This is a genomic window from uncultured Tateyamaria sp. (genome assembly GCF_947496075.1).
Taxonomy (GTDB): domain Bacteria; phylum Pseudomonadota; class Alphaproteobacteria; order Rhodobacterales; family Rhodobacteraceae; genus Tateyamaria.
The window spans coordinates 187,861-208,721 of sequence record NZ_CANMBJ010000005.1; the positions used below are offsets into that span (position 1 = coordinate 187,861).

The window sequence follows — 20,861 nt, forward strand, 5'->3', positions numbered from 1 at the left end:
TTGATTCCGGTCCAGTCTTAACTGGTTACGTCCGGTGCGGGCTTCCACTTGAACCCCACCCGGATAACCCCGTGGTCGTTGGTCCCACTTTCCTTGTGATCGTCAAAGTTCAGATGGTCGTTCTGCACCACCATCTCGTCAAAGGCCCATTTGCGGCGCTTGGAGTTGTCATAGAACTCCTGACTGAACATGATGTGGTCCAGGCTTTCCCGCTGACCCTTGTAGACGTGGGTGTAGTAGACATCGCGCACGGACCGGTATTCCTGTATCGTCTGCGCCGTGTACAGGGCATTGTCCCCGCCCCCCGCTGACAGGGGCGACAGATAGGTGGGCTGTTCGGACAGGATGTTCAGCGTGTTGCTCACCTTGCCGTCGTTCATGTCGCCAATGACAACAACGGGCGTGTCCGTCTTCTTGACCAGCTTCGTGATGATGACCCGCAGGGCGGCCGCTTCGGCCGTGCGGCGGACGGTGGAAATGGCATAACCCAACGCCGTTGTATGATCCCCATGCACATCCTTGTCGTACCAGCTGCGCTCGCGCCAGATCTGCGTGGGACGGCGGGATTTGAAGTGGCAGACAAAGACATGGATCACCGGGGTCCGCGGATCGGGCTGCACCTGGAAATGCAGGACCGGGCGGGAAAAGGTGCTCAGGTTGACCTCAAGATAGTCCTGTTGCGGGTCATCGCCGCCAGACTTGAGCACGTACTCGTCCGGGAAATCCACGATCCATTCCGGATCGCCAACAAGCACGTCGGTGCGGACGGCGGCGGCGCAGACAATCCTGTCCCCCGCGTGATCCGGGGGGGTCAGGGCGGTGTAGTCGCTGTTCATACCGGCGTCAGCCAACACCTGATCCAGCGCAGCTGGGGCCCAGAGTTCCTGCAGGCCCACGACGTCGGCGTTCAAAAGCGCCATGGTCGCTGCGCTGAAGTCAATCTTGCGCTGGTAGATGTCTGGGTCCCACCCGTCCGTGTCGCCATAAATGGCGTCGCCAGGGGTCTGAAGGTTCAAGAGGTTGAAGCTCGCAAAGGAAATGTCGCGGGCGCCCATGGTCGTCTCCAATTCACGTCAATCAATGCCCGAATGCTACCACAGGTTACACAACGTGGGTGTGAAAAACGCAAAACCCGGTGCAGGGCACGGACGTGCCCGAACGCCCGCGCACAAAACGGAAAAGGGGGCGCTGCATCAGCGCCCCCAAAAGGTTTGGGTGAAGTTGGACAGGTGCCTACGCTTTGTTGCTTGCAGGCTCCTGGATGCTGTTTGCATCTGACGGTTTGGCTGCTGCACCTTCGATCGACTTCGGCTGGGCGGGTTGATCAACCGCAGTCACCGTTTTGCCCACAGCTGCATCCGCGATGCCGGCCATCCCGTCTTCCATGCTGATCCCAAGCTCTTTGCCAAGGGCCTGCATCGCGGGCATCTGGAGTGCCATACCCAGCACGGAATCCAAGGCCTGATTGACCGGCGTGCCAACGTTCGGCGCACCGTCTGCACCACCACTGGCGGGGGTCATGCCCGTCACCTGGTGGATCTTGATCGAGTCGATCTTTTCAGCCGGTTTGACCATTTCCGCGATGATGGCAGGCATGGCCTCAAGCTGGGCAAGACGGATCTTCATCGCCACGATCTCGGCACTCAGCTCGTTCTCGGAGTTCGCGATGGCCTTTTGACCTTCGGCTGTTGCCAGCATGTCGGTCCTTTTTGCCTCGGCACGCACGGTCAACGCATTTGCATCGGCCTGCGCTTCTTCCAGTTGGGCCGCAGCACGGTCGCTTGCAGCGTCCTTTTCCGCCTCGGCTGTCACGCGAATACCCGTTGCCTGACGCTCCGCCTCTTTCTGCGCCTCGATGATGGCGATCCGCTTGATCCGCTCCGCCTCGGCCACGGCACGTGCCGTTTCAATGGCTTCCGCCGCTTTCTTGGCCTCTGCCCTCGCGGTGTCAGCCGATGCGCGCGCCTGGCTTTCTTCCTCGGACTTGCGGGCCACGATGATCTGGCGTTCCTGATCCGCCACTTCCAGCTCGCGTTCCTTGGCGATCTCGGCCTCGCGGATGCTGCGTTCACGCGCAATCTCGGCTGAACGTACCGCTTTCTCGCGTTCAATCCGCGCTTCTTCCTTGGCGCGGTCCGACGCTTCCTGGTTGCGCGCGATCTGTGCCTCCTGTTCCGCCTGCAGCGTCTGGATTTCCTCGATCTGGGCGATCTCGGCCTGCTTCTGCTCGCGCTCGATCTGATACTTGCGCTTTTCGGCTTCCATCTCGGATTGGGCGACGGACACATCGGCCTCTGCCGAAATCTCGGCCCGCTGTTTGCGCGAGGTGGCAATGACGGCCGCCAGCTTCTGCATCCCGACCGCGTTGAACGCGTTGTTTTCATCGAGCGATTCAAACGGTGTCTGGTCCAGCGCGGTCAGCGACACGGCCTCAAGCTCCAAACCGTTCTTCAGCAGGTCTTCGGAGATGGCATTCTGCACCTCCTGGACAAAGCTGGCACGGTTTTCGTGCAACTCGTCCATGGTCATTTGGGCGGCCACGGCGCGCAGACCGTCAACCAGCTTACCCTCGATCATCTCGCGCAGCTGTTCGACGTGGAATGTCCGGTCGCCCAGCGTTTGGGCCGCGCGCGAAATGCCGTCTTCGGTGGCGTTGACCGAGACGTAGAATTCAACGCCCACATCAACACGCATCCGGTCCTTGGTGATCAGCGACTGTTCAGCCACCCGCGCCACTTCCAGGCGAAGCGTCTTCATGTTGACCTTGGAGATCTCGTGCAGGAACGGGACAACAATGGTGCCGCCATCCATGATGACCTTGCGCCCGCCGGACCCGGTTTTGACCAGGCTGGTTTCGCGTGTCGCACGTTTGTAAAGGCGCGCCATGATCAAGCCGATCAGGACAAGCAAACCAAGAATGATGGCGGCAATCGTCAGAATTGCAGTGAGTTGCATATGAATACTCCTACATGAACAAAGGTAAGGTTAGACAGACAGCGTGTATGATGAGCCCCCGGCGGGGTCAGATCACGAAGAACTTGTCACCACGCTTGCGAATGAGCGTGACATCGCTGCCCTTGGGGAAAACATCATCATCATGAAGCGGCTCGACCCGAAGGTAGTGGATGTTGTTGTGCCGATCCTTGATCTTGACCTCAGCCGGGCGACCACGCGCAGCGGTGCCTTGGGTGATCGTGCCGTGATAGCCGCCAAGAAACCGGGCCCGCGTGGCGCTTGTTTCCGTCTTGGGCATGATCAGGGCCACCCAGTTGGCGATCACGCGGGTCACGGCCAGCGCCGGGACAGCCGCAACAGCCGAGGCGATGAGGGCGGGCAGCCCCTGCCCGAACAGGCCCGCGACAAAGGACTGAAGGATCAGGCCAAACAGGCCAAACATGGTCAGGAATGACGCAAGCCAGATCAGGAACGGCACGTCGCGCGCACCGATCCAGGTGAACAGCCCGGAGGACTGAGCACCCGCATCAATGTCAGGCATCTCTACCGCATCCACGGCATCGACGGCATCCACACCGGGATCAATGTCAGCCGCGAATTCAGCCGACAGGTCAAAGTCCGCATCCACGTCAATATCTGGCGCGTCGCTGCCAAGGCCCATGAGTGTGCCGCCCAAAACGGCGCTCAATATCTCAAGGACAAACAAGCCAGCCACCACTGCCAGTGCGATGGCAAACGGGGCGCTCTCGGGCGATAGGAAAAGTGCAATCATGTCTTTCATTTCCATATCCATATAGTCGTTGATAAAAAAATTGTTAGGTATTTATGTGCAGAAATTGTATTTTTTTTATTCATACCTATCTAACATCTGTACCAGCCACGGTTTCACACGGGATTGAGCGCACACCATGCCGGACTTTCTCCACCGCCGCCGCCTTGCGCGGATGATTGATCGTACGGCCAGCCAAGTGTCCGATGTTGCCGTGCCTGACAAGGGTTGGATCGCTTCGGTCCGCCATGCTTTGGGCATGTCTGCAGAACAGGTGGCACGACGCAAGGGTGTTAGCCGAAACGCGGTGTATCAGGCGGAGCGCAGCGAACAGGACGGGGCCGTTTCAATCAAGCAGATGGAACAGCTGGCCGCTGCCATGGGTGCGCGGTTTGTCTATGCCATCGTGCCTGAGGCACGGATCGAAGACCTGAAATACGCGCAAGCCATGAAACTGGCACACGCGCTTATCGCAGATGAACCGGAGGCTGACACGTGGTCGGCGGATGCTCGGCAGGACTGGATCGAGGACAAGGCCGCAGAATTGCTGCACGACATGCCCCCCACCTTCTGGGACGACAAGTAGCTGGTCGGCCTAAGCCGGGTGCGGCGGTGTCGCAGGGGCGCGGGCCACGCGGGCAAGCGCATCCCGTGCGATCAGAACGTGGAAGGGCATGATCGCGGTCAAGTAAAGCCGCCCGCCCATATTGTGCGTATGCACCCAGGTTGCCAGCGAAACGACACCATCCTCGGACCGAACGCTGACCCGGAAATCCAGATGTCTGTCGTTGAACCCGGCGATTAGTTCGGTCCCCGTCTCGCTCTCCACAGGAAATGGCCCAAGCTTGTCAGCGGCGTCTGGCCCATCCTGCGACAAGCCAAACGGGGTTGTGATCAAGCCACGCAGTCTGACCAATATCTGCGCCCAACCCGGAAAGGCCGTGATGATCTCGGCTGCCGCGCGCGGGCTGGTCGTGCTCGAAACCGAGTAGCAATCCAGAAAATCACCCCGCTTCATATGCCCGTGCAAGGCACTGTCGGCGGGCAATGGGGTGGCGGTGACGCGCGGTGCGAAAAACATGTGACACTCCTTTGGCTGACTGTGGTCACTCTATTGACGCATGCCAGCCCTTACCCTGTGACATGAAACCACAACGGAACTGAAAGCTTGCTACACTAGCGCCACCTTCATCCGACAGGAACCGCGCCATGACCGATGATCACAGCCCGCAATCACAAAACATCTGGCCTCTACCAGCCTTCTATTTCCAAGTTACGATGGCCGGCGAGGACATGACATTTCAGGAGGTGAGCGGTCTCGATGTCGAGAGCCAGCCCATTGAATATCGCGCAGGCAACAGCAAGGTCTTTTCCACGATCAAGATGCCCGGCCTCCGCAAGACCGGTAACCTGACCCTCAAAAAGGGTGTCTTCACACGGGGTCAAACGTTTTGGGACTGGTTCAGCGGCATCAAGATGAACACGATCAAGCGTCAGGACCTGACCATTTCACTGCGTGATGGAAGCGGTACGCCGACCATGGTCTGGCGGGTGATGAACGCCTTTCCCACAAAGATCACAGGCACCGACCTCAAGGCAGAGGGCAACGAGATCGCCGTCGACAGAATCGAGATCGCGCACGAATGGATCACCATCGAAAACGCATGAAAAAGGGCCGCCCAATGCGGGCGACCCTTTGAAATCTGACGGCGGGACACTCCCGCAGCGTCTTAGTTCTTGGCGTAGAATTCGACGACCAGGTTTGGTTCCATCATCACCGGGTACGGCACATCGCCCAAAGTGGGGGTGCGGGTGAAGGTGGCGGTCATCTTCGAGTGATCTGCGTCAATGTAGTCGGGCACGTCGCGCTCGGGCAGCTGTGTTGCTTCCAACAGCACTGCCAGTTGCTTCGAACGGTCACGCACCTCGATCACGTCACCCTCTTTCACGCGGTAGGAGGGGATGTTGACCTTGCGGCCGTTCACGCGCACGTGGCCGTGGTTCACGAACTGACGGGCGGCAAAGACGGTTGCCACGAATTTCGCGCGGTAAACAACCGCGTCAAGGCGGCGTTCCAGCAGACCGATCAGGTTTTCGCCGGTGTCACCGCCGACACGTACCGCTTCGGCATAGATGCGGCGGAACTGTTTCTCGGTCAGGTCGCCATAGTAGCCTTTCAGCTTCTGCTTGGCACGCAGCTGGATACCGAAGTCGGACAGCTTGCCCTTACGGCGCTGACCGTGTTGGCCGGGGCCATATTCACGACGGTTGACGGGGGATTTGGGGCGGCCCCAAATGTTTTCGCCCATGCGGCGATCAATTTTGTACTTGGCAGACGTGCGTTTTGTCACGGCTGATCTCCTTCGTTCAGGTTTTCGAAGGGCGTTGTCCTCTCCCCGGATTTGGCCGGGACGACAGGGATCTTCTTGCGAAGGCCACCAACACCAATGAAGCCGCGCTTATACGACCAGAATTGACAGAGTCAACGGCTACTTCGGCCCACCCATGGCAGCGCATTCGGCATGGCGGAAACACGGGGTGATGTGATCATTGACCAACCCGGTTGCTTCCATGAACGCATAGACGATCGTGGGCCCCACGAACTTGAAGCCACGGGCCCGCAAATCCTTGGACACCTGCTCGCTCAGTTTCGTCTTGGGCGGTACCTGATCACGGCTGGCAAAGTTGGTCTGAAGCGGCGCACCATCCACATAATTCCATAGAAATTTATCGAAGCCGACGGTGGCATTAACCTCGAGATAGGCGCGGGCGTTGGTAATCGTTGCTTCGATCTTGCCACGGTGGCGGATGATGCCGGGATTGGCCAACAGACGTTGCACATCATCTTCGCCCCACTCGGCGACGACAGCCGGGTCAAAATCAGCAAAGGCTTCGCGGAAGGCATCGCGCTTACGCAGGATGGTGATCCAGCTCAGTCCAGCTTGGAATCCATCAAGGATCAGCTTTTCCCACAGGGCCTGCGCATCATGTTCGGGCACCCCCCATTCGGTGTCATGATAGGCGACGTAGTCGGGGGCTTCCCCCTCCCACCCACAGCGGTGCACCATGCCAAATCCCCCTTGTTTTGATTAACAACTAAAATTGGAACAAAATGCAAACATTAAGACAGTTTTTACAGCTTGGGCACAATGTTGACGGCAGTTTTCAAGCACAAGGGTCGCTGCCAGCCCATGACGAAACACCGGTTCTCAAACGTGCCCGTTGGCGCGGACAATCCGCTGAATGCCGCCGTATCGTCGCGTGACCGCAGCACGCTGGCGATGGTCGAACAAGCGGTCGAACATCAACAGACCCTGCTTGCGTTCCAACCGGTCGTGATCGCCAACGATCCGTCCCGCGTCGGCTTTTACGAAGGGCTGATCCGGGTCATGGACGACACCGGGCGCATCATCCCGGCCAAGGATTTCATGCCCGTTGTTGAGCGTACCGAACTTGGGCGCGAGATTGACGTGGTGGCGCTGAACATGGGGCTGCGCACGCTGAATGAAAATCCATCGATACGGTTGTCTATCAACATGTCTGCCCGCTCTATCGGCTACCAGCGTTGGATGCAGACGCTGAACCGGTGGCTTAAAAAGGATCCCTCGGTCGGTGAACGGCTGATTCTGGAAATAACCGAAGGGTCGGCCATGGACCAACCTGAACTGGTCGTGGATTTCATGGATCGGCTCAGTACCAAGGGGATCTGCTTTGCGCTTGACGATTTCGGTGCGGGCTATACCGCATTGCGCTACTTCAAGGACTTCTTTTTTGACGTGCTCAAGATCGACATGCAGTTCTGCAATGGCATTGCCAACGATCCGGACACGCAGGCACTGACCGCTGCAATCATCCAGATCGGACATCATTTTGACATGTTAGTTGTGGCCGAAGGGGTCGAACAGCAAGAAGACGTCGAAGTGCTGACACAGATGGGTGTCGACTGTTTGCAGGGCTTCTATTTCCAGGCACCCCAGGTTCGCCCCGACTGGCTCTTTGGTCAGGGCGTGGGAGCACAGAAGGCTGGCATGCGCGCCTGAGACATAACGTCAGTTGTCGCGTCATAGCGAATCCGATACTGCACACGCAGCGCGGGACCATTCTGAGGCCCGCACCGGCGTGCAAAGTCTCGGATTGGTCCTCAAGGAAACTGACAGAGGACCCCGACCCTATGACCAACATCGTCATCGCTTCGGCCGCCCGGACTGCCGTTGGCAGCTTTGGTGGCTCATTTGCCAACACCCCCGCCCATGATCTTGGCGCAACCGTTCTCGAAGCGATCGTGGACCGCGCAGGCATCGAAAAATCCGAGGTTTCCGAAACCATTCTCGGCCAGGTGCTGACCGCCGCCCAAGGCCAGAACCCAGCTCGTCAGGCACATGTCAACGCGGGCCTGCCCAAGGAAAGTGCTGCCTGGTCCATCAACCAGGTTTGCGGTTCGGGTCTGCGCGCCGTCGCTCTCGGCGCACAGCACATCGCATTGGGTGACGCTGATATCGTCGCTGCCGGCGGCCAGGAAAACATGACACTCAGTCCCCACGCCGCAGCCCTGCGCGCCGGTCACAAGATGGGCGACATGAAGTACATCGACACCATGATCCGCGACGGTCTGTGGGATGCCTTCAACGGCTACCATATGGGCCAAACGGCAGAGAATGTTGCCGACCAATGGCAGATCACTCGTGATATGCAGGACGAATTCGCCGTTGCCTCGCAGAACAAGGCCGAAGCCGCGCAGAAGGCTGGCAAGTTCGGCGATGAAATCACCGCCTTCACCGTGAAGACCCGCAAGGGCGACATCGTGGTCGATGCCGACGAATACATCCGCCACGGCGCAACCATGGAAGCCATGCAGAAACTGCGCCCCGCTTTCACCAAGGATGGGTCGGTCACAGCCGCCAACGCCTCCGGCCTGAACGACGGTGCCGCCGCGGCCCTGTTGATGAGCGCAGAGAATGCCGAAAAGCGCGGGATCGAGCCACTGGCACGTATTGCCAGCTACGCGACTGTTGGCCTTGACCCGTCGATCATGGGTGTCGGCCCGATCTACGCTTCGCGCAAAGCGCTGGAAAAAGCAGGCTGGAAGCCCGAGGATCTCGACCTCGTGGAAGCCAACGAAGCCTTTGCCGCCCAAGCCTGCGCCGTGAACAAGGACATGGGCTGGGATCCGTCGATCGTGAACGTGAACGGTGGTGCGATCGCCATCGGCCACCCCATCGGTGCCTCGGGCGCGCGCATCCTAAACACCCTGCTGTTCGAAATGAAGCGCCGCGACGCCAAGAAGGGCCTCGCCACGCTTTGCATTGGCGGTGGCATGGGCGTAGCCATGTGCCTCGAACGCGACTGATCCAGATCAAGGCGGTGCCGCACGGCGCCGCCTACCCCTTCCCCATCAAAATTCGCTCGAGGCCAAAGTAGGTGCGTAATATTGTTGCGCCCAGACCGCATTTAAGCGAAACAATGCGAAACACACCCAAAAGGAGTTCTCCCCATGTCCCGTGTAGCACTTGTCACCGGCGGTTCCCGCGGTATCGGCGAGGCCATTTCGAAAGCCCTGAAAGACGCAGGATACACCGTCGCCGCCACCTATGCGGGCAACGACGAGGCAGCTGCCAAGTTCACGGACGAAACCGGCATCAAGACCTACAAGTGGAACGTGGCCGACTATGACGAATCGAAAGCGGGCCTCGCCCAGGTCGAAGCTGACTTGGGGCCCATCGAAATCGTCGTGGCAAACGCGGGCATCACCCGCGACGCCCCCTTCCACAAAATGACGCCGGAACAGTGGCATCAGGTCATCGACACCAACCTCACCGGCGTGTTCAACACTGTTCACCCCGTCTGGTCCGGCATGCGCGAGCGCAAGTTTGGCCGTGTCATCGTGATCTCTTCCATCAACGGTCAGAAAGGCCAGTTCGCACAAGTGAACTATGCCGCCACCAAGGCTGGCGATCTGGGCATCGTGAAGTCTCTGGCCCAGGAAGGCGCGCGCGCAGGCATCACCGCCAACGCCATCTGCCCCGGCTACATCGCGACGGAAATGGTCATGGCCGTACCTGAGAAAGTGCGCGAAAGCATTATCGGCCAGATCCCGGCGGGTCGCTTGGGCGAACCGGAAGAGATCGCGCGTTGCGTTGTTTTCCTGGCCTCCGACGATTCGGGCTTTATCAACGGCTCGACCATCTCGGCCAACGGCGCGCAATTCTTCGTCTGACGCCAGACCATTCCGACATAAAAAGGGCCGGTGCAGCGATGCTCCGGCCCTTCTTTATCCCGTAAGATGCCGCGCGCGCATCAGCGGGAAGTCTTGCCCCCAAACAACCAGTTCCAGGCGTCTGCAAGGGCTGCGCCACGCTCAGCATGGGCGCGTTCCAAACCTTGGCGGATGGCGGGGTGTGCGGATGTCTCTAACATGGGCGGTATCCTTTGATGGATCAGCGTTTCTGAATTGGGATCAATATGCGCCCTTTTATGAAAGCCCACAAACGAGACTTTCCATAACTTCACTTAAGCTGTACTTAAGTGAATATGCCTGACCGCCTTCCCCCTTTGACCGCCTTGCGTGCCTTTGATGCCGCTGCCCGCCACATGTCCTTTGCCAAGGCCGCGGAAGAGCTGCATGTCACGCCCGCCGCCCTCAGCTTTCAAATCAAATCGCTTGAGGAACATCTGGGCACCCAAGTGTTTCATAGGCTGAACCGCGCTGTGGAGCTGACGGAGGCCGGTCGGGCCATGGCACCCGGCATGGCTGATGGGTTCCAGACCCTGGCAGCCGCCTGGCGCGCTGCCGAGAGGACATTGGACACAGGAACGCTAACCGTCACCGCGGGACCAGCGTTCACCGCCAAATGGCTTGCTCCAAGGCTCTATGATTTTGCGCAAGCCCATCCCGAGATCGAACTGCACTTTTCGGCATCCCTAAAGATGGTCGACCTGAACCGCGACGGGGTCGATGTTGCCATCCGCTTTGGAACCGGCAAGGACGAGGACATGTTCAGCAAACTGCTGGCGATGGAATGGGTCTGTCCGGTGATGACACCCGAACTCGCCGCGCAATACCCGACGCCAGAAAGCCTCAAGGACGCGCCGCTGATCTTTGACGACAGCATCGTCAATCTGCGTCCAAGCGCGGACTGGAGCACATGGTTTCGGATGATGGGGATCGACTTTGCCCCAACCCACGGTGCCCGGTTCAGCCAGGCCGACCACGCGGTGGATGCCGCACTGGCAGGAATGGGTGTGACGTTGGGTCGGCGGTCACTGGTGGTTAAGGACATGCATGACGGTCGCCTTGTGGCTCCTTGGCCGAACGCGCTGGACACCGGCGTGCGTTTCCGGTTTCTCTGCGCCGAAGGGGCCGAAACCCGGCCCCACATCGCAGCCTTCCTCGATTGGATGATCGTCGAGATCGACAAGACAAGCTACATCACCGACCGCATGATCCGTAAACCTTCATCCGATTTTCAAGCTGCATGACACGCGGCACCGCCACCATGATCGGCTTCGTGGCTGTGCTGCTTTGGGGCGTCTTGGCCCTACTGACTGTCGGCTCGGCGCCGACGCCGCCATTCCTGTTGAACGCGATGTGCTTTGCCATCGGCGGAACACTTGGGTTGATCTGGACCGCCGTCAGTGGCGGTCTGAGCCAATTGCGGACCGTGCCCCTGTACGTCTACGTCATGGGCACATTGGGGTTGTTCGGCTATCACGCGCTCTATTTTTCGGCCTTGCGCCTTGCCCCTGCGGCAGAGGCCAGCCTGATCGCCTATCTCTGGCCCCTGCTGATCGTTCTGTTTTCCGGCCTGCTGCCGGGGGAAACACTCCGCACCGGTCACGTGCTGGGGGCGGTGGTCGGTTTTGCAGGGGCCGCGCTGATTGTCACCGGCGGGTCCACGGGGTTCGATGCGGCTGCCCTGCCCGGTTACATGCTCGCCATGGCGTGCGCCGTCACCTGGTCCAGCTATTCCGTCCTGTCACGCCGTTTTGGCACTGTGCCGACAGCATCTGTTGCCGTGTTTTGCGTGGCGAGCGCCATTCTTTCGGTGCCGCTACACCTGATGCTGGAAGAAACGGTATGGCCATTGGGTAGCTTGGGATGGTCAAGCGCCATCTTGCTGGGCCTCGGCCCAGTGGGGCTTGCCTTCTATGTCTGGGATATCGGCGTGAAACGCGGCGATATCCAGATGCTCGGCACCGCTTCTTACGCGGCGCCGCTCTTGTCGACTGTCGTCCTGATACTGGCTGGCGTTGCTGCGCCCAGCTGGTCACTGGCCCTTGCGGCCATCCTGATCACTGGCGGAGCGCTCTTGGCAGCCCGCGCCAGCCTGAAGGGGGTGCCCTAACTCGAAAGTCGGGTAATTTCCTCTTTCAGTTTCAGCTTCTGCTTTTTCATGGTGGCCACTTCGATCTGATCCACGCCCGGCGATCGTTGGGCCGTCTCAACCTGATCACTCAGGGTCTGGTGCTTCTTTTTCAACTCCTCGAGATGGGCGATCACGCTCATGCAGTCCTCCTTGCTGATAAAGTTGCCTCCACAGCCAAGCACAGCTTTGCTCATAAGTCACGCCGCAGGCGCAGCATGTGGACCTACAAAATGTATGTATGGTCAACGCCGGATTAAAGGTGCAGCGCAGCGCCTTCACGTAAAACCGACTGAATTTTATGGGTATAGCTTTCGCCATCCCTCTCGTGCCGTGCGCCCTCGTGCAGAATGACGGGAAAATGCAGGCGAAAATCTGCGCGCCCGTTCTTGCGCGCCCGAAAAATCACCAGCTCTGCCGCTTTTCCGATCCGCGGGCAAAGCGGCCAGATCTCGGGGCTGCCCAGCCGCCCGGCGGCACTGGCCAGAAGGTCTGGCAACCGCTCGGCCCGGTGAATCATGTGCAGGTAGCCCTTGTGCCGCAGCCGTCGCGCCGCCGCATCGATCCATGCCGCAACAGGTGTCTCAACACCGCGCCCCGCCTCGCGCCCCGAATCATCGGCCACGTGCCCCGCCGCACGATTAAAATAGGGGGGATTGGCCAGAACATGATCAAAGCTGCGATCTCGCAGCTCTGCGGGCATATCCGTCAGATCGGCGGCATGAGCCTGCAAGCCGTTCCGTACCGCAAGTGTGGCATAGTCGGCCTGCCGTTCGACACCGACCAGCTCCAACCCGGACACCCGCGCGCCAAGACACAAGGCCGCAGCCCCAACGCCACACCCAAGATCCAGCACCGATTGCCCCGCGCGCGCAGGCACCGAGGCAGCCAGCAACACCGGATCAACGCCCGCCCGATACCCGTCGCGCGGTTGCCACAAATGCAGCCGCCCACCCAGAAAGGCATCGTGGGTCAGGTCAGCGTCCAAGGTCGATGTCATTGTCGGTCACAACCCGCAAAGCGGCATCATAATCATCGTCCCGCACCATCAGGCGCCGTGGGAAAATTCCGATCCCACCTTCGAGGATGCTCATATTTACGTCCATCTGAAAGCAGTCTATATCCTCGCCCTCAAGAAGGGCGGAGGCAAAGGCGATGATCGTCGGGTCGGTGCTGCGCAAAAGTTCCTTCATATCATGGATGTAGGGGCACACCGGCCTAACTGTCGAGGGGTGCTATGGGGAAAGTGATGGACGCGTCCACAATCGCAAAGCCGCATGACCGGCTTGCCAGCTATCTTGCGGCAGATCTGGAGGGTGTGAATGACCTGATCCGTAACCGCATGGCATCGGAACACGCGCCCCGAATCCCCGAGGTAACACGCCATCTGGTCGAAGCCGGTGGCAAGCGGCTGCGGCCCATGCTCACGCTCGCCTCAGCGCATCTGTGCGGCTATCCGGGACCCTACCATGTGCATCTGGCCGCCACAGTTGAATTCATCCACACCGCCACGCTGCTGCATGACGACGTGGTGGATGAAAGCGCTCAACGGCGCGGACGGCCCACGGCCAACCTGCTCTGGGACAATAAATCTTCGGTCCTTGTCGGCGACTACCTGTTCGCCCGCAGCTTCCAGCTGATGACCGAAACCGACAACATCTCCGTCCTGCGCATCCTGTCAGACGCCGCCGCCACCATCGCAGAAGGCGAAGTGCTGCAAATGACTGCGGCCCAAGACCTTGCCACCGACGAAGCGATCTATCTGCAAGTGGTGCGGGGCAAGACCGCGGCCCTGTTCTCGGCTGCCATGGAAGTGGGCGGCGTGATCGCTGGCAAGGACGAGGCAACAACGCAGGCCCTGTTCGACTATGGCGATGCGCTCGGCATCGCGTTCCAGATTGTCGATGACCTGCTGGACTATCAGGGCCAGTCGTCCGCCACTGGCAAGAATGTGGGCGACGATTTCCGCGAACGCAAACTGACACTGCCGGTGATCAAGGCTGTCGCAAAGGCGGATTCGGAAGAGCGCGCCTTCTGGTCGCGCACCATCGAAAAGGGGCAGCAAGACGAGGGCGACCTCGACCACGCGCTAGACCTTTTACACAAGCACGACGCGTTGGAAGAGACAAAGCGCGACGCCATCGCATGGGCCGACAAGGCCAAGGCGTCACTCGGCGCCCTGCCCGCGCATGACCTGCGCGATATGCTGATCGATCTTGCCGACTACGTGGTCGAACGGATCAACTGACCGCCCCTGTCTAAGACCCCACCGTTTTCACAGCCCGAACCCACCACCGGCGCTGCTTCTCCGCAATCTCGGCGGCCGCATCACGGGCCGTCTCGGCGTCGGAATAGACGCCGAAACAGGTCGATCCCGACCCGGACATGCGCGCCAGCTCGGCCCCCTTTAGCGTCTTCAATGCGGCCAGTATCGCCGGATTGCCGGACGCAGCGGGCGCTTGCAGATCGTTCCTCTGGTCGGCCAACCAAGCCAGAAACGTGGCGTGGTCCGGCCAATGCAATCGCGCGTCCATCGGCGGATTGTCCTTGGACCTCAAACGCTTGAACACATCTGGCGTGGGCACGTGAATGCCCGGATTGACCAGCACCAGATCCAGAGAGGGCACGCCGCCAACTGGCGCCACCACCTCTCCAATGCCGCGCATCCGCTGCGGGGCATCCAACAGGCATACCGGAACATCGGCACCCAATGCCAACGCGTGCGCCTCGGCCCCGAGGGCGCGCAGGGTCGCGGCCGCATCGGATGATCCACCACCGATACCCGCCCCATGGGGCAGATTCTTTTCCAAAGAAATCCGCACAGCCGCGCCAGCCAGCTCCGCTGCGCGCCAAACAAGGTTCCGTTCGTCGGTCGGCACGCCAACAGAGAACGGCCCCGACACATCCAGACGCATTCGGGGGGCGGGGTCGATGGTCAGCCGATCACCGACATCAGCAAAAACCACAAGGGAATCAAGTAGGTGGTAGCCATCTGCGCGTTGGCCGGTCACATGCAGGGTCAGGTTGATCTTGGCAGGTGCAAAGACCTCAGTCGCCATTCGCCACCTGCAGTGGCTCCGCGCCTTCTTCGGCCAGCACCGCGTCGAGGCCCACATCCAGCTTGCGCCGCATCCGCGCCGGGTCCGCCTCAGCATCCGTGTCCGCTGGATCGACAAAGCTCAAGGCGCGCATCCATTGGAACCGCGCTTCGCGTTCACGTCCCACGGCCCAGTACACATCGCCCAAATGGTCATTGACCACCGGATCGACTGGCATCAGCTCGACCGCACGCTCCATATGACCAACCGCTTCTTCGTAGCGGCCCAGACGGTACAGCACCCAGCCAAGGCTATCGACGATATACCCGCTGTCCGGGCTTGCCTCGACGGCTTGTTCGATCATCTCAAGCGCTTCGTCCAGCTTGATCTGCTTTTCGACCAGCGAATAACCAAGGTAATTCAGCACCTGCGGCTGCCCGGGGTTCAGCTCCAGCGCGCGCCGAAAGTCAGCCTCGGCCTCGGGCCATTCCTCGAGCCGTTCATGCGAAATGGCGCGGGCATAATGCAGGAACCACGCACGGCGATCATCCGGGTCGGTCAGGTCCAGCGCGCGGTCATAGGCTGCCACGGCGGCCTCGAACCGGTTTTGCTGGCGCAGCACATCGCCCAAGGTAGAATGAACCAATGGCAGGTCACCAAAGCGTTTGGCCAACTGCTCAAGCACTTCGATTGCCGCGTCAGGTTTGCCAGATTCGCGCAAAGCCGCAGCCCGGCCCAGTTCAGCCGCGTGGAAGGCAGGGTGATCGGCCGGCACCTGCTTGTAGACCGCGTTGGCCAGATCGAACTGTTCCAGCGTTTCCAGCAGATCAGCGTTCAGCAGCAGTGCGTCGACGTGATCGGGCCGCAAGTGCCGCGCAATCCGGCCATAAAGCAGGGTGTAGTCCGCCCCTGCGTCCTGTCGCAGAGCACCTGCCAGCGAATAAAACACCTCGGCCATCCCGTCACGGGCAGAGGTGATGTGGGTAAAGGCCAGCGTCTCCCCCGCCTCAAGCGCCAGTGTCATCGCATCGAGCTCCGGGTCACTCACGGTGCCAAAAGCCACTTCAAGCGATGCAATGGCCTCGTCGTTACGCCCCAGTTGCGACAGCACCTCGGCGCGTGCCATGGCACCGCGGCGGGTCTGTTGCAGAGGACCAGAACCTTCGGCCTCGAAAATCTCTCCGGCGGCTTCGAACTGGCCCAGGCCGGCCAGCGCCATCGCCTTGTGATACATGGCGAAACCGCGCACGCCCCGCTGTTCGGACACGGCGTCAAAGGCGGCCAATGCCCCTTCGATATCTTCGGCCCCGACAAGGGCCCAGGCGTTCAGCAACCCGTCGACAAGCGGGCCGATACCCTGCGTCTCCACGTCACGCTCCAGGTAGCCAGCATAGTCTTCCCGCGCCAACATGTCGGCGATGATGACCATATGCGCGGCCTGGCTCCGCACGTCCTGCTCTTCGACAAGGCGCGCGATGGGCAGGGCACGATCCACACGGCCCAGCGCCAGCTGCGAAACGATGGCGTCTTCCATCAGTTCCACGTTGCCCGGATCTCGGGCCAGAGCAGCCTGGTAGTACCGGGCCGCCGCTTCAAAATCGCTTGTGATCGCAGCATGCCGTCCGGCCAGATACGATCCGGCCACGGATTGCGCGGGGGCGATATGCGGGGTGGTCGCCAGCACGGTGGCCAAAGCGACACTGGAAAGAAGCGATCGGATCACGGAATGCACTGCCTTTTGCCTGTTATTGGCCATTAGGCTAGCACGTCTGTGCACATGTGCAACGGAACCTCGCGAAATGGTCAGCGGTTGCGTGCCTGAAAAAACGCCGGGCACATGGCCCGGCGTCGTTTTTTGTTCACATTTTGCGCGAGATCGCGAACCGATCACATATTAGGATAGTTCGGCCCGTCCCCGCCCTGTGGCGTGGTCCAAGTGATGTTCTGGGCCGGATCCTTGATGTCACAGGTCTTGCAGTGAACGCAGTTCTGGAAGTTGATGACAAAGCGCGTGTCCTTGCCCTCTTCCTCAACGAACTCATAAACGCCTGCCGGACAGTACCGGGCCGACGGACCGGCATATTTTGCAAGGTTCACGTTCACAGGCACATCCGCATCGGTCAGCTTGAGGTGCGCAGGCTGGCTTTCCTCGTGGTTGGTAAAGCTGAAGGACACGTTGGTCAGCCGGTCAAAGGACAGCGTGCCATCAGGCTTGGGATAGTCGATGGGTTTGTGCTTGCTTGCCTCTTCGGTGGCGTCGGCGTCGTTCTTGCCGTGGCCAATCGTGCCAAACAGCGAAAAGCCCAGCGTGTTGGTCCACATATCGAAGCCGCCCAGCACGAGGCTGGCCGTGAGGCCGTACTTGGACCACAGCGGCTTCACGTTGCGCACCTTCTTGAGGTCGCTACCGATAACGCCATTGCGTACTTCGGTCTCGTACGCCGTCAATTCGTCACCGGATCGATCCGCCTTGATCGCTTCAAACGCCGCTTCGGCTGCGTGAATGCCCGAATGCATCGCGTTGTGGTTGCCTTTGATGCGCGGCACGTTGACCATGCCCACCGAACAGCCCAGCAGCGCCACGCCGGGTGCCACCATCTTGGGCATCGACTGGTATCCGCCTTCGGAGATTGCCCGCGCGCCATAGGCCACGCGCTTCCCGCCCTTGAGCAGCTCTGCCACCATCGGATGATGCTTAAAGCGTTGGAACTCCATGTAGGGAAACAGGTGCGGGTTCTTGTAGTTCAGGTGAACGACGAAACCGACATAAACCTGATTGTTCTCAAGGTGGTAGATGAAAGATCCGCCGCCCGCGTTCGATCCAAGGGGCCAGCCCATCGTGTGGGTCACCGACCCTTCCTTGTGCTTTGCCGGATCAATCTCCCAGATCTCTTTCATGCCCAGGCCGTATTTCTGCGGTTCCTTGCCCTTCGACAGGTCATACTTGGCGATGACTTCTTTCGACAGTGACCCACGCACACCTTCGGACAGGAACACGTACTTGCCGTGCAGCTCCATGCCCGGCTCGGTGTTCTCGCCGATCGACCCGTCCTCTTCGAGACCGAACACACCAGCCACAACGCCCTTCACCTCGCCATTGTCGCCATAGACCAGTTCGGAACAGGCCATGCCGGGGAAGATTTCGACGCCCATTTCCTCGGCCTGCTCGGCCATCCAGCGACATACATTGCCCATCGAGACAATGTAGTTGCCGTGGTTGTTCATCAGGGGCGGCATCGGGAAGTTGGGGATACGGACCTGACCCGCCTCGCCCAGCATATAGAAATTGTCGTCCTTGACCGGCACGTTCAGCGGCGCGCCCTTTTCCTTCCAATCAGGGATCAATGCGTCCAGACCGCTGGGATCCAGCACAGCGCCGGACAGGATATGGGCACCCACTTCGGACCCCTTTTCCAATACAACCACGTTCAGGTCGGCGTCCAACTGCTTGAGACGAATGGCCGCTGACAGGCCCGCCGGGCCGGCCCCAACGATCACCACGTCATATTCCATCGCTTCGCGTTCAATCTCTGCCATGTGGCGGCTCCCCTATTCTCCCGCGCCTTTGCGCAAATTTCCGTGTCGCTAGCCTACAGATAGGCTTTGCGCAATGTGGTGAACTGTCTTCGTGAAAAAATCCATCAAAAATTCACGAAACGACGACACGTTATGGCAAATGACGTGGCGACGCATCACGTCAAGCAAACCGAAGCCGCAATTTCATGCACATTCAATCCAACACGTTTCCTTCACCAACAGACACCACGGTTTGCCGAATCTGCGCGTCCGCGCATGGTGGTCACACGCAACACAAGGACCCGGACAATGCCTATGACCCTGCAAGTGCTCTATCCTGTCAGCGACGACACCACATTTGACGACGCCTATTACCAATCCAGCCACATGGATCTCGTGTCCGAACACATGGGTGCGCATATTCAAAGCCAAGTGGTGACCAAAGGGCTTGCAGGCGGACCTGATACACCACCTGGCTTTCACGCCATTGCCACCTTTGTCTTTGCGGATCAGGCCGCGCTAGACGCAACACTGGCCAGCGCCGGCCCCGTGCTGGCCGACTTAGCCAACTTTACCAACGTCACCCCAACGATGCTGATCGGACAAACCTACGACTAGGGCGGCGTGTCCCCCATCAGATAGCGTGGCCCCTGCCCCTTGTCCGCTGCCGTATCCTTCGGATTGTACAGCGCACAAACCTCAAGGCTCAAACAGCCACAACCGATGCACCCATCCAATGTATCGCGCAGTTTTTCCAGCCGCGCGATACGCTCGTCCAGACCTTCCCGAAATTCCACGCTGATGCGTGCCCAGTCCCGCTTGTTCGGGGCGCGGTGGCGGGGCAGCAGGTCCAGTTCTGCCTTTATCTGGGCCAGCGTGAAGCCAAATTGCTGCGCCACCATGATGAAGCTCAACCGCCGGATGTCTGCACGCTGAAACCGCCTCTGCCCACCGGCATTGCGCCACGGGGCCACCAGCCCCTCGTCCTCATAGTAACGAATGGCCGACACGGCCAACCCTGTCCGTGACGCGATTTCGCCAATGCTCAAACCCTCGGATACAGCCATGAAAAAAGTCCTTGACCTCAAGTTAACTTGAGGTCGCAGGATGCCCTCATCGACCTGAAAAGGAAAGACCACATGACGAAAGGACCAGATCATGCCCGCAATGCTCGAACACACCAATCTCACCGTTTCCAACCCGGATGCGACCGCAGCATGGATGTGCGACCTCTTTGGCTGGCATATCCGGTGGGCCGGCAACGCGATGGAGGTCGGGCGCACCGTCCACGTCGGGACCGACAAACACTATCTCGCGCTGTACACGCAGGACGCGGCGGGCAAGGCCACCGATAACTCCTATGCGACCATCGGCGGGCTCAACCACATTGCCATCGTGACGGACGACCTCGAAGGGATCGAGAACGCCGCACGCGAACAGGGGTTCCGCGTGGGCCAGCACCACGACTATGAACCGGGCCGCCGCTTCTATTTTCATGACAAGGACAATATCGAGTTCGAGGTGGTGCAATACGAATAGGGCTCCGCCCATTCACAGGCGAAACGGTCCCCCAGACCGTTTCCGGGACGCCTGTTCATTCTTCTGACCGAAAATACCATGGGGGAGGCGCGCCGCGCCGGGGGCAAAGCCCCAAACCCTCTTGCATTCCCCCGCTCCATTGGGTCAGGTATCTCCTATCGCAAACAACGGCGGCTCCATCGCGGGCCGCCGCCTGTTATTAGGACGACGCCAATGGAAAAGATCCCAATGACCCGCGCCGGTGCGACCGCACTGGAAACGGAATTGAAGCACCTCAAGTCCGAGGAACGCCCCGCAATCATCAAGGCGATTGCCGAGGCGCGCGAACATGGTGACCTGTCCGAGAACGCGGAATATCATTCGGCCAAGGAAAAGCAGTCCTTTATCGAAGGGCGGATCAAAGAGCTCGAGAGCGTGATCTCGCTGGCCGAAGTGATCGATCCCACCAAGCTGTCCGGGGCCATTAAGTTCGGCGCGACCGTGACGCTGGTGGACGAAGATACGGACGAGGAAAAGACCTACCAGATCGTTGGTGAGTACGAAGCCAACATCGAAAAGGGCCTTTTGAACATAAAATCGCCCATCGCCCGCGCCCTGATCGGCAAGGAAGAGGGCGACAGCGTCGAAGTGCGCACGCCGGGCGGCGAAAAGTCCTATGAAGTCCTGAAAATCAGCTATAGCTGA

General features: G+C 59.8%; 24 protein-coding genes. 11 read left to right on the forward strand and 13 right to left on the reverse strand.

Going from position 1 to position 20,861, the window contains the following annotated elements:
* Positions 1–17: 17 nt before the first annotated feature.
* From Q1A51_RS17940 to Q1A51_RS17950, 3 genes are all read right to left on the reverse strand, one after another.
* Positions 18–1,055, reverse strand: a complete 1,038-nt coding sequence (locus tag Q1A51_RS17940) for an endonuclease/exonuclease/phosphatase family protein (protein ID WP_299604411.1) — start codon at positions 1,053–1,055, stop codon at positions 18–20.
* A 178-nt stretch (positions 1,056–1,233) separates the two neighbouring features.
* Positions 1,234–2,955, reverse strand: a complete 1,722-nt coding sequence (locus tag Q1A51_RS17945) for a flotillin domain-containing protein (RefSeq protein ID WP_299604413.1) — start codon at positions 2,953–2,955, stop codon at positions 1,234–1,236.
* A 67-nt stretch (positions 2,956–3,022) separates the two neighbouring features.
* Positions 3,023–3,736, reverse strand: a complete 714-nt coding sequence (locus tag Q1A51_RS17950; RefSeq protein WP_299604415.1) for a YqiJ family protein — start codon at positions 3,734–3,736, stop codon at positions 3,023–3,025.
* A 127-nt stretch (positions 3,737–3,863) separates the two neighbouring features.
* Between Q1A51_RS17950 and Q1A51_RS17955 the strand changes: the two genes are divergently transcribed.
* Positions 3,864–4,310, forward strand: a complete 447-nt coding sequence (locus Q1A51_RS17955; protein ID WP_299604418.1) for a helix-turn-helix domain-containing protein — start codon at positions 3,864–3,866, stop codon at positions 4,308–4,310.
* 9 nt (positions 4,311–4,319) lie between these two features.
* Here Q1A51_RS17955 and Q1A51_RS17960 read toward each other — a convergent pair whose 3' ends face one another.
* Entirely contained in the window at positions 4,320–4,805 is a 486-nt protein-coding gene (locus tag Q1A51_RS17960) for a DUF2867 domain-containing protein (protein ID WP_299604420.1), read from the reverse strand.
* Between the two features lie 128 nt (positions 4,806–4,933).
* Between Q1A51_RS17960 and Q1A51_RS17965 the strand changes: the two genes are divergently transcribed.
* Positions 4,934–5,392, forward strand: coding sequence for a phage tail protein (locus tag Q1A51_RS17965; RefSeq protein ID WP_299604422.1), 459 nt, complete (start codon positions 4,934–4,936; stop codon positions 5,390–5,392).
* Between the two features lie 62 nt (positions 5,393–5,454).
* On the opposite strand, the gene rpsD is transcribed toward Q1A51_RS17965, so the two are convergent.
* Both rpsD and Q1A51_RS17975 read right to left on the reverse strand, forming a co-directional pair.
* On the reverse strand, positions 5,455–6,075 hold the full coding sequence (rpsD, locus tag Q1A51_RS17970) for a 30S ribosomal protein S4 (RefSeq protein WP_299204972.1): 621 nt from the start codon (positions 6,073–6,075) through the stop codon (positions 5,455–5,457).
* A 138-nt stretch (positions 6,076–6,213) separates the two neighbouring features.
* Complete coding sequence (locus tag Q1A51_RS17975) at positions 6,214–6,792, reverse strand: DNA-3-methyladenine glycosylase I (protein WP_299204969.1); 579 nt, start codon at positions 6,790–6,792, stop codon at positions 6,214–6,216.
* Between the two features lie 123 nt (positions 6,793–6,915).
* Between Q1A51_RS17975 and Q1A51_RS17980 the strand changes: the two genes are divergently transcribed.
* From Q1A51_RS17980 to Q1A51_RS18000, 5 genes are all read left to right on the forward strand, one after another.
* A complete protein-coding gene (locus tag Q1A51_RS17980; RefSeq protein ID WP_299604424.1) occupies positions 6,916–7,764 on the forward strand; it encodes an EAL domain-containing protein in 849 nt (282 codons plus the stop codon).
* Positions 7,765–7,895: 131 nt separating this feature from the next.
* Entirely contained in the window at positions 7,896–9,071 is a 1,176-nt protein-coding gene (locus tag Q1A51_RS17985; RefSeq protein WP_299604426.1) for an acetyl-CoA C-acetyltransferase, read from the forward strand.
* A gap of 144 nt (positions 9,072–9,215) precedes the next feature.
* Positions 9,216–9,938, forward strand: a complete 723-nt coding sequence (gene phbB, locus Q1A51_RS17990; protein WP_299604428.1) for an acetoacetyl-CoA reductase — start codon at positions 9,216–9,218, stop codon at positions 9,936–9,938.
* A gap of 314 nt (positions 9,939–10,252) precedes the next feature.
* The gene (gene gcvA / locus Q1A51_RS17995; protein WP_299604430.1) at positions 10,253–11,200 is read left to right on the forward strand and encodes a transcriptional regulator GcvA; all 948 of its coding nucleotides are present in this window, start codon (positions 10,253–10,255) and stop codon (positions 11,198–11,200) included.
* Positions 11,197–12,066: an EamA family transporter gene (locus Q1A51_RS18000; RefSeq protein WP_299604432.1), complete on the forward strand. Its 870-nt coding sequence runs from the start codon at positions 11,197–11,199 to the stop codon at positions 12,064–12,066. Before gcvA ends, Q1A51_RS18000 begins: the two co-directional genes overlap by 4 nt.
* On the opposite strand, the gene Q1A51_RS18005 is transcribed toward Q1A51_RS18000, so the two are convergent.
* The 3 genes from Q1A51_RS18005 to Q1A51_RS18015 all read right to left on the reverse strand — a co-directional run bounded on the left by Q1A51_RS18005 (position 12,063) and on the right by Q1A51_RS18015 (position 13,277).
* Positions 12,063–12,227 (reverse strand): DUF465 domain-containing protein, encoded by a 165-nt coding sequence (locus Q1A51_RS18005; protein WP_299204951.1) that lies wholly within the window; start codon positions 12,225–12,227, stop codon positions 12,063–12,065. The genes Q1A51_RS18000 and Q1A51_RS18005 overlap by 4 nt on opposite strands.
* Before the next feature lie 113 nt (positions 12,228–12,340).
* A complete protein-coding gene (locus Q1A51_RS18010) occupies positions 12,341–13,084 on the reverse strand; it encodes a methyltransferase (RefSeq protein ID WP_299604434.1) in 744 nt (247 codons plus the stop codon).
* Positions 13,062–13,277 carry a DUF2007 domain-containing protein gene (locus Q1A51_RS18015; protein WP_299204945.1) on the reverse strand — a complete coding sequence of 72 codons (216 nt, stop codon included), beginning with the start codon at positions 13,275–13,277 and terminating at the stop codon, positions 13,062–13,064. The genes Q1A51_RS18010 and Q1A51_RS18015 overlap by 23 nt, the downstream gene beginning before the upstream one ends.
* Positions 13,278–13,333: 56 nt before the next feature.
* On the opposite strand from Q1A51_RS18015, the gene Q1A51_RS18020 reads away from it, so the two are divergent.
* Positions 13,334–14,332: a polyprenyl synthetase family protein gene (locus Q1A51_RS18020; protein ID WP_299604436.1), complete on the forward strand. Its 999-nt coding sequence runs from the start codon at positions 13,334–13,336 to the stop codon at positions 14,330–14,332.
* A 10-nt stretch (positions 14,333–14,342) separates the two neighbouring features.
* Here Q1A51_RS18020 and Q1A51_RS18025 read toward each other — a convergent pair whose 3' ends face one another.
* The 3 genes from Q1A51_RS18025 to Q1A51_RS18035 all read right to left on the reverse strand — a co-directional run bounded on the left by Q1A51_RS18025 (position 14,343) and on the right by Q1A51_RS18035 (position 18,659).
* Positions 14,343–15,143 (reverse strand): 4-(cytidine 5'-diphospho)-2-C-methyl-D-erythritol kinase, encoded by an 801-nt coding sequence (locus Q1A51_RS18025; RefSeq protein WP_299604438.1) that lies wholly within the window; start codon positions 15,141–15,143, stop codon positions 14,343–14,345.
* Complete coding sequence (locus tag Q1A51_RS18030) at positions 15,133–16,878, reverse strand: tetratricopeptide repeat protein (protein WP_299671455.1); 1,746 nt, start codon at positions 16,876–16,878, stop codon at positions 15,133–15,135. Before Q1A51_RS18030 ends, Q1A51_RS18025 begins: the two co-directional genes overlap by 11 nt.
* Before the next feature lie 131 nt (positions 16,879–17,009).
* Positions 17,010–18,659, reverse strand: coding sequence for an electron transfer flavoprotein-ubiquinone oxidoreductase (locus Q1A51_RS18035; protein ID WP_299604442.1), 1,650 nt, complete (start codon positions 18,657–18,659; stop codon positions 17,010–17,012).
* 288 nt (positions 18,660–18,947) lie between these two features.
* On the opposite strand from Q1A51_RS18035, the gene Q1A51_RS18040 reads away from it, so the two are divergent.
* The gene (locus Q1A51_RS18040) at positions 18,948–19,256 is read left to right on the forward strand and encodes an EthD family reductase (RefSeq protein WP_299604444.1); all 309 of its coding nucleotides are present in this window, start codon (positions 18,948–18,950) and stop codon (positions 19,254–19,256) included.
* On the opposite strand, the gene soxR is transcribed toward Q1A51_RS18040, so the two are convergent.
* Entirely contained in the window at positions 19,253–19,705 is a 453-nt protein-coding gene (soxR, locus tag Q1A51_RS18045) for a redox-sensitive transcriptional activator SoxR (RefSeq protein WP_299204927.1), read from the reverse strand. The two genes, Q1A51_RS18040 and soxR, sit on opposite strands and share 4 nt — an antisense overlap.
* A 91-nt stretch (positions 19,706–19,796) precedes the next feature.
* Between soxR and Q1A51_RS18050 the strand changes: the two genes are divergently transcribed.
* Positions 19,797–20,177, forward strand: a complete 381-nt coding sequence (locus tag Q1A51_RS18050; protein ID WP_299604446.1) for a VOC family protein — start codon at positions 19,797–19,799, stop codon at positions 20,175–20,177.
* A 213-nt stretch (positions 20,178–20,390) separates the two neighbouring features.
* Positions 20,391–20,861 (forward strand): transcription elongation factor GreA, encoded by a 471-nt coding sequence (gene greA / locus Q1A51_RS18055; protein WP_299204921.1) that lies wholly within the window; start codon positions 20,391–20,393, stop codon positions 20,859–20,861.

What these genes read in the sequence shown, in the direction of transcription:
- greA (WP_299204921.1), top strand. Translation starts at nt 20,391, where the DNA reads ATGGAAAAGATCCCAATGACCCGCGCCGGTGCGACCGCACTGGAAACG.
- Q1A51_RS18035 (WP_299604442.1), bottom strand. Translation starts at nt 18,659, where the DNA reads ATGGCAGAGATTGAACGCGAAGCGATGGAATATGACGTGGTGATCGTT.
- Q1A51_RS17975 (WP_299204969.1), bottom strand. Translation starts at nt 6,792, where the DNA reads ATGGTGCACCGCTGTGGGTGGGAGGGGGAAGCCCCCGACTACGTCGCC.
- Q1A51_RS18015 (WP_299204945.1), bottom strand. Translation starts at nt 13,277, where the DNA reads ATGAAGGAACTTTTGCGCAGCACCGACCCGACGATCATCGCCTTTGCC.
- Q1A51_RS17945 (WP_299604413.1), bottom strand. Translation starts at nt 2,955, where the DNA reads ATGCAACTCACTGCAATTCTGACGATTGCCGCCATCATTCTTGGTTTG.
- gcvA (WP_299604430.1), top strand. Translation starts at nt 10,253, where the DNA reads ATGCCTGACCGCCTTCCCCCTTTGACCGCCTTGCGTGCCTTTGATGCC.
- Q1A51_RS17950 (WP_299604415.1), bottom strand. Translation starts at nt 3,736, where the DNA reads ATGAAAGACATGATTGCACTTTTCCTATCGCCCGAGAGCGCCCCGTTT.
- Q1A51_RS17985 (WP_299604426.1), top strand. Translation starts at nt 7,896, where the DNA reads ATGACCAACATCGTCATCGCTTCGGCCGCCCGGACTGCCGTTGGCAGC.
- Q1A51_RS18020 (WP_299604436.1), top strand. Translation starts at nt 13,334, where the DNA reads ATGGACGCGTCCACAATCGCAAAGCCGCATGACCGGCTTGCCAGCTAT.
- Q1A51_RS18010 (WP_299604434.1), bottom strand. Translation starts at nt 13,084, where the DNA reads ATGACATCGACCTTGGACGCTGACCTGACCCACGATGCCTTTCTGGGT.
- Q1A51_RS17960 (WP_299604420.1), bottom strand. Translation starts at nt 4,805, where the DNA reads ATGTTTTTCGCACCGCGCGTCACCGCCACCCCATTGCCCGCCGACAGT.
- Q1A51_RS17940 (WP_299604411.1), bottom strand. Translation starts at nt 1,055, where the DNA reads ATGGGCGCCCGCGACATTTCCTTTGCGAGCTTCAACCTCTTGAACCTT.
- Q1A51_RS18030 (WP_299671455.1), bottom strand. Translation starts at nt 16,878, where the DNA reads ATGGCCAATAACAGGCAAAAGGCAGTGCATTCCGTGATCCGATCGCTT.
- phbB (WP_299604428.1), top strand. Translation starts at nt 9,216, where the DNA reads ATGTCCCGTGTAGCACTTGTCACCGGCGGTTCCCGCGGTATCGGCGAG.
- soxR (WP_299204927.1), bottom strand. Translation starts at nt 19,705, where the DNA reads ATGGCTGTATCCGAGGGTTTGAGCATTGGCGAAATCGCGTCACGGACA.
- Q1A51_RS18025 (WP_299604438.1), bottom strand. Translation starts at nt 15,143, where the DNA reads ATGGCGACTGAGGTCTTTGCACCTGCCAAGATCAACCTGACCCTGCAT.
- Q1A51_RS18040 (WP_299604444.1), top strand. Translation starts at nt 18,948, where the DNA reads ATGCCTATGACCCTGCAAGTGCTCTATCCTGTCAGCGACGACACCACA.
- Q1A51_RS18005 (WP_299204951.1), bottom strand. Translation starts at nt 12,227, where the DNA reads ATGAGCGTGATCGCCCATCTCGAGGAGTTGAAAAAGAAGCACCAGACC.
- Q1A51_RS18050 (WP_299604446.1), top strand. Translation starts at nt 19,797, where the DNA reads ATGCCCGCAATGCTCGAACACACCAATCTCACCGTTTCCAACCCGGAT.
- Q1A51_RS18000 (WP_299604432.1), top strand. Translation starts at nt 11,197, where the DNA reads ATGACACGCGGCACCGCCACCATGATCGGCTTCGTGGCTGTGCTGCTT.
- Q1A51_RS17955 (WP_299604418.1), top strand. Translation starts at nt 3,864, where the DNA reads ATGCCGGACTTTCTCCACCGCCGCCGCCTTGCGCGGATGATTGATCGT.
- Q1A51_RS17980 (WP_299604424.1), top strand. Translation starts at nt 6,916, where the DNA reads ATGACGAAACACCGGTTCTCAAACGTGCCCGTTGGCGCGGACAATCCG.
- Q1A51_RS17965 (WP_299604422.1), top strand. Translation starts at nt 4,934, where the DNA reads ATGACCGATGATCACAGCCCGCAATCACAAAACATCTGGCCTCTACCA.